At 40.7% G+C, this 13351-nt stretch carries 15 protein-coding genes; 6 read left to right on the forward strand and 9 right to left on the reverse strand.

Annotated elements, in window-relative coordinates:
• Positions 1-81: 81 nt before the first annotated feature.
• From ACOSV2_RS19235 to ACOSV2_RS19245, 3 genes are all read left to right on the forward strand, one after another.
• The gene (locus ACOSV2_RS19235) at positions 82-459 is read left to right on the forward strand and encodes a hypothetical protein (RefSeq protein ID WP_428976509.1); all 378 of its coding nucleotides are present in this window, start codon (positions 82-84) and stop codon (positions 457-459) included.
• A gap of 65 nt (positions 460-524) precedes the next feature.
• Positions 525-1475 carry a hypothetical protein gene (locus tag ACOSV2_RS19240; RefSeq protein ID WP_428976510.1) on the forward strand — a complete coding sequence of 317 codons (951 nt, stop codon included), beginning with the start codon at positions 525-527 and terminating at the stop codon, positions 1473-1475.
• A gap of 130 nt (positions 1476-1605) precedes the next feature.
• The gene (locus ACOSV2_RS19245; RefSeq protein WP_428976511.1) at positions 1606-2130 is read left to right on the forward strand and encodes a hypothetical protein; all 525 of its coding nucleotides are present in this window, start codon (positions 1606-1608) and stop codon (positions 2128-2130) included.
• A gap of 321 nt (positions 2131-2451) precedes the next feature.
• Here the strand turns inward: ACOSV2_RS19245 and ACOSV2_RS19250 are convergent, their stop codons facing one another.
• From ACOSV2_RS19250 to ACOSV2_RS19285, 8 genes are all read right to left on the reverse strand, one after another.
• Positions 2452-3339: a helix-turn-helix domain-containing protein gene (locus ACOSV2_RS19250; RefSeq protein WP_428976512.1), complete on the reverse strand. Its 888-nt coding sequence runs from the start codon at positions 3337-3339 to the stop codon at positions 2452-2454.
• A gap of 482 nt (positions 3340-3821) precedes the next feature.
• Entirely contained in the window at positions 3822-4628 is an 807-nt protein-coding gene (locus ACOSV2_RS19255; RefSeq protein ID WP_428976513.1) for a hypothetical protein, read from the reverse strand.
• A gap of 174 nt (positions 4629-4802) precedes the next feature.
• Positions 4803-5147, reverse strand: coding sequence for a hypothetical protein (locus tag ACOSV2_RS19260; protein ID WP_428976514.1), 345 nt, complete (start codon positions 5145-5147; stop codon positions 4803-4805).
• 9 nt (positions 5148-5156) lie between these two features.
• Positions 5157-6692, reverse strand: a complete 1536-nt coding sequence (locus ACOSV2_RS19265) for a T7SS effector LXG polymorphic toxin (RefSeq protein WP_428976515.1) — start codon at positions 6690-6692, stop codon at positions 5157-5159.
• Positions 6693-6704: 12 nt separating this feature from the next.
• Entirely contained in the window at positions 6705-6983 is a 279-nt protein-coding gene (locus tag ACOSV2_RS19270; protein WP_428976516.1) for a YwqI/YxiC family protein, read from the reverse strand.
• Positions 6976-7440, reverse strand: a complete 465-nt coding sequence (locus tag ACOSV2_RS19275; protein ID WP_428976517.1) for a YwqH-like family protein — start codon at positions 7438-7440, stop codon at positions 6976-6978. The genes ACOSV2_RS19270 and ACOSV2_RS19275 overlap by 8 nt, the downstream gene beginning before the upstream one ends.
• 355 nt (positions 7441-7795) lie before the next feature.
• Complete coding sequence (locus ACOSV2_RS19280; RefSeq protein ID WP_428976518.1) at positions 7796-8608, reverse strand: alpha/beta fold hydrolase; 813 nt, start codon at positions 8606-8608, stop codon at positions 7796-7798.
• Positions 8609-8998: 390 nt separating this feature from the next.
• The gene (locus ACOSV2_RS19285) at positions 8999-9361 is read right to left on the reverse strand and encodes a DUF948 domain-containing protein (protein ID WP_428976519.1); all 363 of its coding nucleotides are present in this window, start codon (positions 9359-9361) and stop codon (positions 8999-9001) included.
• 186 nt (positions 9362-9547) lie between these two features.
• On the opposite strand from ACOSV2_RS19285, the gene ACOSV2_RS19290 reads away from it, so the two are divergent.
• On the forward strand, positions 9548-9952 hold the full coding sequence (locus ACOSV2_RS19290) for a hypothetical protein (RefSeq protein ID WP_428976520.1): 405 nt from the start codon (positions 9548-9550) through the stop codon (positions 9950-9952).
• A 12-nt stretch (positions 9953-9964) separates the two neighbouring features.
• Here the strand turns inward: ACOSV2_RS19290 and ACOSV2_RS19295 are convergent, their stop codons facing one another.
• Positions 9965-11440: a hypothetical protein gene (locus tag ACOSV2_RS19295; protein WP_428976521.1), complete on the reverse strand. Its 1476-nt coding sequence runs from the start codon at positions 11438-11440 to the stop codon at positions 9965-9967.
• Positions 11441-11623: 183 nt separating this feature from the next.
• On the opposite strand from ACOSV2_RS19295, the gene ACOSV2_RS19300 reads away from it, so the two are divergent.
• A complete protein-coding gene (locus tag ACOSV2_RS19300; RefSeq protein ID WP_428976522.1) occupies positions 11624-12001 on the forward strand; it encodes a GtrA family protein in 378 nt (125 codons plus the stop codon).
• 20 nt (positions 12002-12021) lie between these two features.
• Positions 12022-12993 (forward strand): glycosyltransferase family 2 protein, encoded by a 972-nt coding sequence (locus ACOSV2_RS19305; RefSeq protein WP_428976523.1) that lies wholly within the window; start codon positions 12022-12024, stop codon positions 12991-12993.
• Positions 12994-13351: the final 358 nt, after the last annotated feature.

Raw genomic sequence — 13351 nt, forward strand, 5'->3', positions numbered from 1 at the left:
ACTAGATGCTAAATTTCGACAAGTACGGACAAAAGGATACAGTATAATAGTCCCGTTGAGATATCACTGGAGGATCATTATATGAAAATAGTATTAATTATTGTTGACTTATTCATGCTCTTATCGTTGATCCATTCAGTAGGAGAAAAATTAACCAAATCAGGAAATCAAGAAGTAGGAGAAGTTATTCAAAAGCTCTCAAGTTTTGTATTTTCGCTAGGCTGTTTCGGTTTGATCATTTTCTTTATGATCGCTATGTTTGGTGGGTTTTTATCATCTTTAAACGATGATCAAGGTAATTATGATAATACACCTTCAGAATGGGGACCGGGAGCTGATCATAATAGCAACCCAGGAACCCATCAAGTAGATGGATATTATAAGAGTAACGGTACTTATGTAGAGCCATATTTAAGAAGTAATCCAGATGGAAATCCCCACAATAACTTAAACCAATAAGTTAGGAACCATGGGGACAGGAGTCTCTGTCCCTCGATCATCATAGTTTAATAAAGGAGGATAAGATGGATAAAAATAGTGAGATACAACTTGAACATTTACGGGTTATTGAATCTTGGTATCCGTTTTCTAAGAAAATTACACCCAGAATGATTTATAAGAAGAGAGATGAAATCGCTGATCGATTGATGGAGACTTATCCGAGGCAGTATAGTGATAGAGAATTGAGATATCCCAACCTTTACTCTAAATGGAAGACTCCTGTTGAGGAATTCGATGTGGATTTTCCGGATTACACTTCTATGAATATCGTTCCAACTGATGGAGTTGACGATAGGGATTCACTACAAAGTACGGATATACTATATTGGGATGCAGTTCATGAAGGTGAAATAAATCCTGATGAAGATGTATCAGTTCATGATCCTCGAGGAGATATGGATTATACCGAATATAGATTAAGAGATGAAGACAGAGCGATGATGAAAATTCATGAAATATTAAGCTCTGACTTGTCAGATAAACTTAAATCTAAAGCATTAATCCACCTTTCGGGTGTCGGTATAGAGAAATTCGATCAACTGGCTAATTCTAAAGTTAAAGAATTAGTTCATACCTGTATGCATAAAATCGCTGAAAAAGAGGATCTTTCTGTCAAAAAATCTGCATATAAATTCTGGCTAGAAGACTGTAATAAGAATAGATTTCTTAGTATCCATATGGGTAGATATCCAGCGGATGTTTTTCATGGGAAAGAAATTGATTTCCACGGAGAAATCACAAACGATAAGATGGGATATGTCCTTCAGCTACTTACCTTGACTGGGTATGAAATAGATTCATCATTAGAGAAAATGTTAAAAAGTGATGAGGTGATCAGAAGCAATTCCTGGTCCAATTATATTGGTGGAGATATGTCTGATAGCAGCTCAGATTTGCGTGTGTATGTAAGTATAAATGAGAGTTCTTTAGGGGTCAGCTTAGGCGGTATGGGGGGCGCTCAGGGGATTACTTAGACAAACTGGGGACGATTCCGACTCTACTTTTTGGGGAACCATGGGGACAGGTCCCTTGGCGCTTCAAGTGGCGGTGCCTGTCCCCATGGCCCTGTAAAATAGCTGGAAATGACAAGGAGGACATAGGTCTATGGGGAAACTGAAAGATAAGAAAAAGGGTGCACTTGCTCATTTGAGGCTAATAAGGGATGAGCTTGAACAAATTGTTGAATATACAAAGGAAGATGATGAAATCGATCTTCGTTTTGCTGACTTGTCTAAACAGGAAATGAAAGATATGTATATTAAAAGAAAAGATTATAAATTGGCATCTTTAACATTGGAGGTTTATGCTGTTTTAGAACAGCTTATGAAAGGGATTTATAAAGATCGCACAGGGGAGGAGTATAGAACTCCGCCAGTGAAAGAAAACGAAAAAAGAAAAAATGTCGTTCACGATATTCAAACGAAACTTACGGAGCAAAAAATTTTAGATATTCATCCTACATTAACTAAGCGTCTAACTGTATTTAGAAATAAGATTGCACATAAAGACTTTTCTTTTAATAGAACAAAAATGGATTTCGATTCACGCGCCATATCTCCAGAAAAATTCTTAGAAGAATTGTTAGATGATGCGACGCAATATATAAAGAGCATAAAGAAAATAAAGTGAGTCAAGTGGACAGTATCTTGACTTCCTTTAGGGGGGGTCCTGTCCCCTTGGTACCAAGAAATTCAATAGCCACATTCCAAATTCCAGAGAATTAGGGATGTGGGTTTGATTTATTTTTTAAGGTGTCTAAAAAGAATGAATCTTACTATTAATAAATTTTCCCTAAAATACCATCCAATTCCTTCATCACATCACCCGAAATATTCGCCTTGCTCATACAGAACCTTGAAAGAATAAGGAATTCCTTCTGCAGAAGTATAATTAGATACCTTTATAAAATACTCCCGTTCGAAAGTCCGATATTATTATTGTGGATGAATCCTATGCTTCCTGCGTCCTCATCTTCTCCATTTTCTTCCCGAGAAAGTCTATATGTAGTTTATCATTACGGAGCTCGAACATATGATATGCCCGTTGCATATAGAAAAGGGCTTTTTCGATGTCATCCATCAGCTCATAGTTGTAGCCGATTTGGTAATGCAGCTCTCCTATTCCCCAAAGAAGTTCTTCCTCGAAACACCACTTGATCGCCTTTAGGCAATAATTTGTTGACTCTTCTAGTCTGTGACAGCGGGTCAGGACTCTGGCCATATTACAGAACAATTTTGTTTTGATGACCTTTTCTTGTAAATGTTCGGTCGTTTTCATGGCTGTTTCAACTTGGTGATAATAATCGAGTGCTTCGTCATGGTGATGTAGCGTAGCATGAATCGTACCAATGGTTGATAGGATTTCCATTTCTCTTTCGGACATGGCTTTTTTACTATGGGCGGTAAGGTGGTACGCTTTATGTAAAAGGGTAAAGGCCGATTCGGTTTCTTTCTTTTCTTCATACAGGTAGATCGCTTTATGCCAGTAGAGCAACTGAAGCTTCTCATTATCTTTATAAAACAGGGGATTCTTTTCCTCGATTTTCACGACATCGATCATCCCTTTGTATTGCCGTGTATCTCTTAAGTATTTTAATTGCCTTTCCACTTCCCGGATATAATCCAACCTGGGTGTGGTTCCAATTTCAAAGAAATAATTGATGTCCACTCCAAGTTTAACCGCAATTTGATAGAGAGCCGTGGCACTTGGATAAATGTCTCCTTTTTCAATCCTGCTGATGAGTGCCTGCGTACAGATTCCTTCCGCCAGGTCTCCTTGTGTGAGCCCGACCATCTTCCTCATTTCCTTGATTTTTGTTCCAATTACTGAGTAGTCCATAGTAGCACCTCTTTGGGGTATTCATTATTCTTAGTGTAACATGGGGAGGGGGAAGAACGGGGAAGGGTCTCACTCTACTTTTTACCTGATATGGAGGAGGGCATGGAAGCGGGTCTGAGCAATTGGAGAGTACGCTTAAGTCCATGGTGTCAGCTATTTCTTTATTACAGGATTAAATTAAGGTTTTCAAAAAATATATTGGTTGATATATGTAGTTTTCATGCGTTGAAAACCAGACTTATCTCATATTATCATATAAAAAATTGTAAGGTATAATATACCATAAGATAGGTGGATACGGTTTAAATAGATGAAGTAGAGGTGAATACATGTTTGGTTTTTGGGTTATCGTGACCATATGCTTAACAATCTGGGTTGGATATATCGCCTACAAATCTGAAAGATGAGAATAATAATTTCGTATATTAGCTATCGAATAATGAAGCCTCACTGAAGAAAGTGAGGCTTGTGTGTTCCAGGTATTATTCTTGTTCGACCAGGTGTGATGCAAACTCTCCGATGCTCCGCAGCATTTCTTCCCATTCCTTCTCATCCGCTAAATGGAAATGGATCGATTCTGATTCATCACTATATTCGCTCAACCATATCCCTTGGGACGATGGAAGGAAGAACAGGATATTTTCCAGATACATTTCATCCTCCAGTGACACAATCCCGAAGTTGGATATATTGAATAGCGTCCAATCAAAGCGTCTTAAGTCCTCTGCGAACAGGTCAAAGCTAATCTCTTCTTCAGTTGTGAATTTCGAGCTTTTTCGCACCTTTTTTAGTTTGTCGGGATCGCTTAAGCGATCGAAGTTCTTCTCACTGAGAATGAATGATCGATTCTCGGTTGTGTGCAGCTTCTGTATACCATAGTATTCTTTCATATAATTCTCCATCTCATCTGAAGAAATGATGGAGAATTCATGGATGATATCCTTTTCAATGAGGTGAAGCAGCCAGTCATCGTTTTCGTAGTGATGGATCATCATTACAGACTTGGCAGGTGTATTGGAACAACGGATCATCCTCTTGGATTGTACGTAGTTTTTGATGAAGTGGAGCATTTCTTCCTTTAAAGGATTCTCTTCTCTCGCGTCCCGTTCTTCATCTAATATACGCTTCATGATCAGCTGTTTACTCGTCGCCTCCATGATGGCAATCCATTCCTGTTCGTTCTTCTTTCCAATCGCTGCCTCTGCAATTCCCTTTGCTACACTGTCGTAGCCTGATAAGCTGACCATTAAGGCAAGTTCTTCAGATGTACAGGTCAAAATATGATTCATGTGATCACTCCTCGTATGAATTATTGCTGGATATGATAAAAATTCTTGGTTGTAAAATGATGTTTATGTAAAATTAAAAGGCAACTTAATTTCGGGCATGGTCTTGCTTAAGGTGCAGGATTCATCTAATCATACTCTAATTAGTAGCGGGAGGTGTTTTCTATCTTTTTTCCGTTATAAAAAAATACCTTCCAGCAACCCGGATATTATATAGTATAGCGTGATTGAGAGAATACCTTGAATAGCCAGTGCAATTAGGAATAATATCTTTCGCACGAACCAATTATATTTTCCGATTTTTGTATAAATATAATGGCCGGAACCCAACAAGCCTTTTTGAAATACGTTAATCATTTTCTGAATGGTGGTAGTGGGTGGATCGTATATCGAATACTCGTAGAAACCTAACATCGTTTTTTCTAAGAGTGCTATTGTACAGCCGTAAGCAAATTGAGTACTTAAAATCAATCCGACTCCTATTTTAACAACTTCAATCGTGTCTTCTATTGTCCAAAACATAATTTCCTCCTAATTAAACCAACTCATTACAGAGTCCTTTACCTTACTGATTTTCTTGACTGCAGAGGATTCGCCAATTGATTTGCCTATGTTCCCTGTGAAATCCTTGACCTTTCCACCAAATTTAGAGCTGGCAAGACCGCCTACCAGACCACCAATTGCTCCTCCTGCGACTATTCCGATAGGTCCACCTACACTCCCAATAGTTGCTCCTAATTGAGTGCCTGCAGCAATTGCGGCCAAGTCTGTTCCTACCCCACCGACGAAACGACCAATTTTCTCGGTTGAACCCATATTAGCATTCTCGGGAGATGTAAATTCTCCAGCATTTGCTACAAATGAAACGGCAGTTCCAACAAAAGGAATTTTTTTACCTACTGTCGTTAGTCCTTTTGCACTTGCCGTTTTTCCTAGAATCTCTTTGGTACCTGTTGTCATACGGTTATATATGCTCTTTCTTAACTGTGCTCCGGTTAACTTATTGAAGTTTTTTGGGAATCCGGCTGCGTGTTTGTATATGTGGGCAGGGCTTTCGTATGTCTTGACGAATCTTTGCAATTGTTTTAACAAGGGGTTACTTGGCGTTTCTGCTCTTGAAAATGTAAGGAGCTTTTTCGCCAACTTGGAACTGTGTTTCCCTTTACTCGTCCAGGAAGGATCAGTCCTGACACTGAACTCGTATTTGCCTCTTAGTTTCTGCCATAGTGTGGGCTTGCTGCCAAGATAGTGAACTTTAAGTTTGGTAGAAAATACACCTGCAGACAGGACGGATAGAGTTTGATAGCCTGCAAGAAGGTTGTCTCCCCAACTCATTTTACTATTGATTGTATCAAATGGTGATAGTAACATGTCCCCAATGACTGATAACTTTCGATTTTGTTGATATGAATGTACGTGTTCATGAAACTTTGAGTCATCTAGAATGGAACTTTCGTAAGTATTAATGTTTAATGTTTCATTCTTAAACATCCCGTTCACTTCGTATAAATACTTTTTTAATAGCTGAATACTTTGTTCAACCGACTCAAGTTCCTTTGTTTGAGTAGTATCAAATGCAGTCAAGTCTTCAACCGTTTGGTCCACTTTGTTATGAGCTTGTTGTTGCAGACTAGTAAATCGGTTCTCTTGAAGAGTGGGTGAGTAAACAATATCACTTACCCGGCTGATTGTGGAATTTGCTTCATCAACCAGTTCCAGTGTCAGGTTTTCGCCCTTTCGTAAGGCTGCTTTCAGGTCATGGGAAAGAAATGATTGTTGAATATACCCGGTTTCATCGGGCTCTAAGTCTTCGGCTGCACTCTTGATGTTGCTGAGGGTTCGCTCGAAGTCTTCTACTATATATGAAAAGGCAGAGAGAAGAGTCCTATGAAAGTCCTCATAGAAAGCACGGATGGCTGCTCCACCCTTTCCTTCAAACGAATCATCAAGATGAATAAAAGCCTCGATTTCACGTTGAAGGGCATAGATTTGCTTCCCTTCCGCTGAAAGCTTGTTTATCAATTCTACAATACCGTTCTGTAGTGATTGTGAATCCAATATCTTCAAACCTTATCCCTCCTAACTTAGCTTTATGGAGGAAGATAGTTGATGGTCTGCTTCCTCCATGCTGATTAATGATTTCTTTACAGACTGATTATTCTTTGCCAGAATTTCTTTATACAAATCCCTGATCTCCCTCAATTGATGACTCAGTTCATTTATTCGTTCAACCACGTCCAGTTGATTGCCCCCGGCAGCATCCGTCGGCAGTTCCGTGTCAAGAGACCCAGCAGCATTGTCAATGTTCGTAACAGCTTGTTCTACAGCACTGTAGCGTATTTTAAGTTCTTCACCCAACGTGGTTTTCCCCTTTCCTTTTTTCCTCATTAATTCTGGTAATTTCTTGAGAGATACTGTATTGAAGCGCCTGGATCTCAGAGTATAGGGCATTTACTTTATTTTCTAAAGTACTGATAGACTCGGTTAATTGAATTTGATAGAGGTCCCTGTAGCTCAAAGAAATATCTTTACGAATTTCGTTAAAAGCATTCGCTGACTGACCCTTCCATGTATGTGGGGAGAGTTCAGGATCTTCTATGGAGTTCCGGTGGTGCACGAACTCATTTTGTATGTTTTCTAACTCTCGAATACTGGATTCTAAGCGGTTGACCTGCTCTTTTTTTTCAGTGAGTTGAGATTGCAAGTATGATAGATAGGACAGTGGATTCATCCCCTTTATAAAAAAATGTCGTAGTTTCTCCAGTATAAATGGTATCAAATGGAAAGACGGATGGTAATAGGAAAATAAACACATATTTACAACGCTGTTCTAAGTCTTTTGTCCTTTGTTTGGAGGTTTATAAAGTTGATTTACCCATAAAATGTAAAATAAACTCCTTTTTACGAAAGAAAGATGGAGACATTTACTCTACATTTACATAAGCATGGGGAGGGAGGATGATTTGGGCCATTGTTTCGGGCATAGAACCTCAGATAATAAAAGGACATTGATTTTGATTCTTGGAGATATTTTTTTGATCAGGCAAACTGAATCAATCAAGTCATAAATGAAAAATCAAAGAAAAGACTGCCTTCTCAGCGAAAAAGGCAGTCTTATCTGTTGTTCTAGACTTCTGCAGAACAAAAGAAGTATAAAAAATGCTGTGTTATTAATTCCCTTCTAAAAACCCCTCAACAATCCCATTAAACTTCTCACTATACTCCCAAAACATCAGATGCCCTCCCAGTACTTCCACCGATGCTTTAGGAGCCAGCTTGCTCAGGTATGAAGTTGCGGCCTCTTCCCAGTGCTCGGCGACCACAAATAGGGTCGGTACGGATTCACTGCTCTCTGCCGCCTCCTCCTGATAATCCGAGAAAAGCCCGGAAGAAAACAGATTGGCGGCAATGTAGTAAGGTGTCTTTAGTGATTGGGAGACGATCCAATCTAATTCTTCTTCCTTCAGCTCCCGTTGGACCATGACTCCAGTGGCATAAGCAGAGATGAAATCCCGCTGTCCTTTTGGGTTGCGAAGGTAGTTCGTGTAGGCCGCAGCCATGTCATCAAGCTTGCCTTCCACCCAATCCTCATCTTGTTGAATGGATAGAGATTTAGGTGGCATATCAATTAAGACAATGGATTTAATACCATCCGTACCGAATTGACGGATATACTCCCAAACCGTCAAGCATCCGAATGACCAGCCGACAAGCGTTGCATTCTCAACTTTTAAGTGCTTCAATACCTTTGCGAGATCAGTTCCATGCGTGACATAGTCATTCCCGTGGACCGTCATGGTTGACCGGCCATGGCTCCTGGGATCGATCACTATCGTACGGTGAGTTTTTGAAAAGTGCTTGACCTGTTCGGAAAAGACTTCAGTCGTAAAGGTAAAACCCGGAATAAATACAATGGGCTCCCCGCTGCCGGTATCCTGCACGAATAATTCTATTCCCGGTTCGACTTCAATGTATGTGTTCATGGCTGTTCCCCCTGAATGTTTTTCAATTTGTTTCTACATTATATTCATCATTACGTTGTTTCATATCGGAAATTATAGTGCTTACGCTGTCCAGGTATATTCGTAATGAAGGAATTTTTTTAAAAATATTCTTCAAGGGGTGTCCTTTTTCACTCTTCCAGCCTATTTAAAACATGAATAGATCAGAAGGGTGGAAGAAATGATGAAATCAGGATGTCAGGTAGTGGATCAAATCGGTGAATTGGAGATTGTGGGGAATATCGTTCCTGATTTATGGTATAAGAACATTACGTTTTCAAGCGGGAAGAGAGGATAGAAGCGCGGAGACGAAAGATTGGCGTCAAAATCCACCCATATAAAAAGAGGCTGGATCAACCGGCCTCTTTTTGCTTACTTCAATTTAATTTGTACTGGCTTGCTTTCCTGCGCATGAATGGTTCTGCGATTGTTCTTGTGCAATGCAGTTCTTTTTACTGAGCTGGTCACATCATGAATCATCTCTCCCACATCATGAGCAGACTCAATTAAAGGGTCAACGGCTTTCATTTTACCTTTAACATCAACAGAAATTTGGTTGACGGTATGAATCAGATCTTCTGCTTCTTCTGTAATGCCGTTCACAGCTGTCCGGGCGTCAGACAGCGTTTTTTCCGTTTCAGTAAGTGTTGTCATTACTTTTCTTAATGTCAAAATCAAATAGATGACGAGAATGGTAAACGCGATGGCTGCAATAACAGCACTCCACTCAAGCATTGAGACCAGCTCCCTTCTTTTCTATAATTCTATGAGAAGGTGGGCTCAGACATTCCTTTTCCTGGGAAGCAAGGGGACAGTTCTCGTGCTTCTTTATATGTTCGAAAGCATCAGACCAGTCCCAAGCTTCTATGATATATTAATACCACCACAAAATATTCTATGTTTGAAAGAGGTACTTATATAATGAAGAAACTCGCATTGATATTCTTTGCCATTTTTCTCTCAGCTCCCCTATCTGCTGTATTATTTGTGGGAGCTGACCACCTACTAACTGAACCAGTAGAGGTTCTAGGGTATAATTATAATCCCCCCATTTGGGTAACGATATTGGTTGTCGCTTTATATGAAATACCGATTTATATTTTTTTGGGCATACCGGTTACTTATCTTATCGACTTTCTTATTCTAAAGTTTTCACCTCATTCACATCGTCTTAAGCAGTATTTATATCAATTAATCGGTTACTCAATCGCTGCTTTGATTCTTTCTGGATACCTTATACACGATGATTATGACTTCACTCTCTTTATTCCCGTTTTAACCTATTTTCATATTTTATGGTTTCTACGAGGGAGATTTGGGGACTGAAGAAGCAAGGGGTCAGTTCACTTTCCCCTTGGTTCCCTGTTCCGCTCCACGTCCCAGATACCCCATGCAGCTCAACATGATGATGAGCGGGGTGAGACTGACGAGGTAACGGGAGCGGGTTTCCCATAGGATGAAGAAAAGAAAGAACCCGATGATGGACAAGGTGGCAAAGGAGATGAAGGGATGATTCCCTTTGAACCTCAATGCCAACAGTAAACCAAAGAACAATAAGAGATGCTGTACCCTCGCATAACCTTGGACGACATGTCCGGATTTATAATCCGTCAAGCGTTGGAAATTTTCAGGATGGACAGGGTATCTTCTTAGTTTATTTAAAGTGTAATAGGTTCCGTCCGTCCAGGTGTGACCGATTTTTTCGATGTTGAAGGCGATGTTTCCCGCCAGTCCCTTATCGGCAAGGCGATTCTTTAATTCGTTGAGGTGGGCTTCAGTGACTTCTTCCCTTGGGTGCTCCTTTAGGAGATTGGTCGTGAAGTCAACATCCGTCTGAGCGTACTTCCCGAAGCGGTCTTTATTTTGCCCCATCACCATCCAATGAGTGACGGGCATGCTTCTCTTTTCTACAATCTCCTTATCAAGGAGACCGAACTGATAAATGCCGCTGGTGAATAAAGTTTTTACCACCAACAGGACGATGAAGGGAATGAAAACATACAACTTTTTCCATTTTTTCATATAGAGAAAAAGAACGATCGCAAATGCAATCGTGAAAATGATCAGGGACCCTTTTAACAGCATCCCGAAAGCAAAGATGATGGAAGCTGCCATGATGGCAAGCAGATTCTCTCTAAATTTCCCCTCCTTGTTGATTAATATCTGTAACGGCAAAAGCAGAAAAATTAATGAAATAGTGTCCGTATAGACGACAGGTGCATAAAAGAAATAGGGAAAGAACAGGATGCTGACCAGTAAACTTGCCATCCCTACAGCTTTCCCGGCAACCTTTGAAGCAATTCTAAAGATGAGATACTGGCTTATCGTGATGACCATGACGTTAAAGAGTTGGAAGATCAGCAGTGCAGGGGTGGTCAGCTTGCCGATCACGGCCAGGATGCAGACGAGCAGTATGTTATTGGGATAGATCGTGAAATAATCCCCGATTTCCCCTTTTTCAACGAAAAGCTTCGCGCTGTCGACGATCGCCCCGAAATCCCAGGTAGGGTGGACGTTCAATTGTTTTATCGTTAGTAATTGCAGAATCAGGCTTCCACCCAGTAGCACGATGACCCCATATAGAGGAGGGATTTTTCCGAAGAATCCCGTCAAGTACCTGCGAAAGCGGAATACCAATAGGGTCAGTAGGACCGCGATCACCAATGTAATGGGATTGAAATACGCAGGTGGTTCTACACTTAATGTACTATATCCTCTACTCATAAAGATGTTCAATCCTACTAAAAATAGAATTAATCCAAAGAATATGTAGTAAATAAATCTATGTAAAAAATGAAAGATGCGGGAACTCATGATTTGCCTCCTTTTTAAAAATACAATTTCTACTATATCAAAGCGCACAGCATTTGGGACTTCTTTTCCCCATTCTATTGTTAAAAGTTTGTAAAGTTTCTCAATGCAATGGCTCCCAGGATTGATATAAACTTCAATTATTGGTATCTTTAACCGAGAATGAAAGAGTAGGAGTTCGATAGGATGAAAAGGTTCCTGAAATTCGGGACAGTCGGTATTTTTAACACATTTATCACGTTGGGGAGCTACACGCTCTTTATCTATATAGGTATACACTATCTGCTTGCGAACGTCCTGGGGTATGTGTTGGGTGTATTGAACAGCTATTATTGGAATAGAAAATGGGTGTTCGATGCTCGCGATGCGAAGGCGGATGTATTTGTGAAGTTCGCTTCTGTGAATATCTTCACCCTGGCTTTTAATACCCTGATACTGTATCTGCTGGTTCATTATGCTGGGTTCCATCCGGTTGTGGCGAATATCGTGGCCATTGGCTCGGGGATGGTTTTGAACTACCTGTTGAATGCGAGATGGACCTTCGCAGCCAAGGGCAGTCATTAATATGGAAAATGGAGGGTATCATGCAGGAATTAATTTCAATTGTCATTCCCATGTATTTTGAAGAAGAAGTGGCACAGGAATGCTATAACAGGATCAAGAACGTCATGGTGGATCATCATATCCAGTATGAATTTATTTTTATCAATGACGGCAGTACGGATAGGACCCTCGATATCCTGAATGAGATCGCACTGAAGGACAGTCAGGCGAAAATCGTGAATTTCGCACGGAACTTCGGTCATCAGACGGCTGTGACAGCGGGGATCGATTATGCTTCGGGGGATGCGATCGTCATCATTGATGCGGACCTTCAAGATCCGCCCGAGGTCATTCCGGAACTCATAGCGAAGTGGAGAGAAGGCTATGAGATTGTTTATGCAAAACGGAAAAAACGATCCGGGGAAACTAAATTCAAGCTTTTGACAGCTAAGTATTTTTATAAATTCCTGAACTATATGTCGGACATCGACATTCCTAAGGATACGGGAGATTTCCGCATCATTGATCGAAAGGCTGCGGATGTGTTCAAGACGATGACGGAGCGTAACCGTTTTGTCAGGGGGATGTTTTCCTGGGTAGGGTTTAACCAGACCTATATTGAATACGAACGGGACGAGCGGTTTGCAGGAGAAACGAAATACCCTTTGAAGAAAATGATCAAATTTGCTTCGGACGGGATCATTGCGTTCTCGACCAAGCCATTGAAGCTGGTAATGACCATCGGTTTCGCGTCGGTATTGATTTCATTTTTGGTCCTTGTGTATGCGATTGGCGTAAAGCTATTCGGAGAAGGGGTGGAAACAGGCTGGGCCTCGATCATGGTGGCCATCACCTTCTTTAGCGGGGTTCAACTGTTAGGCATGGGCATCGTAGGGGAGTACATCGCCAGAATCTATGACGAAAGCAAAAACCGCCCAATCTATATCGTGAAAGAAACCGTCAATCTGAAAGAACCGACGAAGAGGGAGCGGAAATCTGTAGAATATGTATAAGGTGGGACGGGGACAGGCACCCTGTCCCATTTTTTCTTCCAAGAAGCTGCTTCTAAATGTTAAGACGGAGAATCTGTCCCCTTGTCCCGCTTAAGACTTCCAATCTTTTATGAAGAAAAGAAACGTAAGGGGTATCCCCCCTAAGTTCGAACATGAGGAGCTCTTTTTTTAAGTAAGGAATCGTCTGTGCGAATTCTTAGCCTATTTGATAATACAACTCTCCAAGTCCCCGGAGCAGTTCTTCCTCTATACACCCACGGATGGCTCTTAAGTAATAGTCCGTCGAAGCCGTTCCGTAGTCGTGTAAGTTGAAAGCATGGCTGATATTCCAAAAAGGGTACAGTATTTTCGTCAACAA

It is taken from the genome of Rossellomorea sp. DUT-2, assembly GCF_052665285.1.

What these genes read in the sequence shown, in the direction of transcription:
- ACOSV2_RS19235 (WP_428976509.1), top strand. Translation starts at nt 82, where the DNA reads ATGAAAATAGTATTAATTATTGTTGACTTATTCATGCTCTTATCGTTG.
- ACOSV2_RS19240 (WP_428976510.1), top strand. Translation starts at nt 525, where the DNA reads ATGGATAAAAATAGTGAGATACAACTTGAACATTTACGGGTTATTGAA.
- ACOSV2_RS19245 (WP_428976511.1), top strand. Translation starts at nt 1,606, where the DNA reads ATGGGGAAACTGAAAGATAAGAAAAAGGGTGCACTTGCTCATTTGAGG.
- ACOSV2_RS19250 (WP_428976512.1), bottom strand. Translation starts at nt 3,339, where the DNA reads ATGGACTACTCAGTAATTGGAACAAAAATCAAGGAAATGAGGAAGATG.
- ACOSV2_RS19255 (WP_428976513.1), bottom strand. Translation starts at nt 4,628, where the DNA reads ATGAATCATATTTTGACCTGTACATCTGAAGAACTTGCCTTAATGGTC.
- ACOSV2_RS19260 (WP_428976514.1), bottom strand. Translation starts at nt 5,147, where the DNA reads ATGTTTTGGACAATAGAAGACACGATTGAAGTTGTTAAAATAGGAGTC.
- ACOSV2_RS19275 (WP_428976517.1), bottom strand. Translation starts at nt 7,440, where the DNA reads ATGTGTTTATTTTCCTATTACCATCCGTCTTTCCATTTGATACCATTT.
- ACOSV2_RS19280 (WP_428976518.1), bottom strand. Translation starts at nt 8,608, where the DNA reads ATGAACACATACATTGAAGTCGAACCGGGAATAGAATTATTCGTGCAG.
- ACOSV2_RS19285 (WP_428976519.1), bottom strand. Translation starts at nt 9,361, where the DNA reads ATGCTTGAGTGGAGTGCTGTTATTGCAGCCATCGCGTTTACCATTCTC.
- ACOSV2_RS19290 (WP_428976520.1), top strand. Translation starts at nt 9,548, where the DNA reads ATGAAGAAACTCGCATTGATATTCTTTGCCATTTTTCTCTCAGCTCCC.
- ACOSV2_RS19295 (WP_428976521.1), bottom strand. Translation starts at nt 11,440, where the DNA reads ATGAGTTCCCGCATCTTTCATTTTTTACATAGATTTATTTACTACATA.
- ACOSV2_RS19300 (WP_428976522.1), top strand. Translation starts at nt 11,624, where the DNA reads ATGAAAAGGTTCCTGAAATTCGGGACAGTCGGTATTTTTAACACATTT.
- ACOSV2_RS19305 (WP_428976523.1), top strand. Translation starts at nt 12,022, where the DNA reads ATGCAGGAATTAATTTCAATTGTCATTCCCATGTATTTTGAAGAAGAA.